The sequence below is a fragment of the Massilia glaciei genome (genome assembly GCF_003011895.2).
In the GTDB taxonomy this organism is placed as follows: domain Bacteria; phylum Pseudomonadota; class Gammaproteobacteria; order Burkholderiales; family Burkholderiaceae_D; genus Telluria_A; species Telluria_A glaciei.
The window spans coordinates 1-764 of sequence record NZ_PXWF02000234.1 but is presented as its reverse complement, the minus strand read 5'-3'; the positions used below and the strand labels follow the sequence as shown (position 1 = coordinate 764).

At 72.5% G+C, this 764-nt stretch carries 1 protein-coding gene and 1 pseudogene; both read right to left on the bottom strand.

Going from position 1 to position 764, the window contains the following annotated elements:
- Positions 1-329 (bottom strand): annotated as a pseudogene (locus C7C56_RS14355) (hypothetical protein); the annotation flags it as partial.
- Positions 330-764 (bottom strand): ExeA family protein (locus C7C56_RS14350; RefSeq protein ID WP_370660208.1); only part of this gene is annotated, 435 nt, incomplete at its 5' end. It lies immediately after the preceding pseudogene.

Genomic DNA, 764 nt, shown 5'->3' with positions numbered 1-764 from the left:
ACGATCATGATCGGGCCCGGCGCGGGGGCCGGATCGGGCGCGCGCCGGGCCGCCTGCGTTGGCGCGGCCGCCACCTGTTGAACCGGCACCCTGAGCACGTTCACCACGGCCGCGGGCACCTCGGGCGCGGCCTGCGGGCGCTTAAAAAACAGCCAGCCGCCGGCCGCGCCGCCGGCCACCAGCGCGGCGCCGGCCAGGCCCAGCACCAGCGCGCGCTGGGCCGGCGCGCGCTCGGGATGGGCGACCGGCCGGATGTCCGCCTGCATCGCCGGGCCCGCCTGCGAGCCGCGCGCGTCAAGGTCCTGCAACATCTTGTTTATCAGACTCATCTACTCAAGGCCCAGGTAAGAGCGCCGGCGGCTGCCGGCAGGAAAAATCGCGGCCAGCAGCGCCGGCCACAGGCGCCGCCTGCTCGAGATCGTGTCGCGCGCGGCCGCTGCCACATGGGCCCCGCTGACCTGCTGCCGGCCCTGGCCGTAGCACAGCATCAGCGACTTGTGCGCCAGGATGTTGACCAGCCGCGGGATGCCGCCGCTGGCGCGGTACAGGCGTTTGACGGCGGCGGCCGTGAACAGGCGCGCGCCGGTGAAGCCGGCCACGCGCAACCGGTGCGCCACGTAATACTCCATGTCGTCGCGCGTGAGCGGGCCGAGGTGGTAGTGGAAGGTGATGCGCTGGGCCAGCTGGCGGATCGCGTCGAGTTCGAGCGTGCGGTTGAGCTCGGGCTGGCCGAACAGCACGATCTGGAGCAGCTTGCGCTTTTC